The organism is Natronococcus sp. (genome assembly GCF_047921035.1).
Classification (GTDB): domain Archaea; phylum Halobacteriota; class Halobacteria; order Halobacteriales; family Natrialbaceae; genus Natronococcus.
Genome location: NZ_JBLRWX010000258.1, coordinates 1 through 565, shown reverse-complemented (window position 1 = coordinate 565; position 565 = coordinate 1). Strand labels below are relative to the sequence as shown.

The following is a 565-nucleotide window of genomic DNA, read 5'->3' as shown; positions in this document are numbered from 1 at the left end:
GTGATGAAGTGGCTGACGATCAGCAGGCTCCGCCCCGCCTCGCGTCGGCTGCCTGTCAGCTCCCAGAACCGGAGGTAGGTGTCCCAGTCGAACCCGGCGTAGGGTTCGTCGAGCAGGAGGAGGTCGGGGTCGGGGAGCAACGCCAACCCGAGGTTGAGCTTCGCGCGGGTCCCTCCGGAGAGCTCATCGACCCTCGCTGCGCGCCACTCCCCGAACCCGAGGGTGGCGTACAACTCGTCGACGGCCTGCTCGACGGCACCGGGGGACATCCCGTAGCCGCGGCCGAACAGGGTGAAGTGCTCGTCGCAGGTCAGCCGCTCGTAGAGCACCGGCTCCTGTGGGCAGAACCCGATCGAGCCCTCCCGCTCGACGGTGCCTGCGTCGCGGTCCAGTGCGCCGACGAGGATCTTCATCAACGTCGACTTCCCCGATCCGTTCTCCCCGACGAGACCGACGATCTCGCCAGGGCGTAACCGCAGATCGGCCCCTCGCAGCACCTGCACCGCACGTCGACGTGGCCACCATCCGGTCCGGAACGTCTTGGTGATGCCCGTGGCGCGCAGCA

General features: G+C 68.5%; 1 protein-coding gene. It reads right to left on the bottom strand.

Annotated features, from left to right (window positions below):
• A partial coding sequence (locus tag ACNA7R_RS20585; protein ID WP_416285392.1) for an ATP-binding cassette domain-containing protein occupies positions 1-497 on the bottom strand: 497 nt, incomplete at its 3' end.
• Positions 498-565 lie beyond the last annotated feature (68 nt).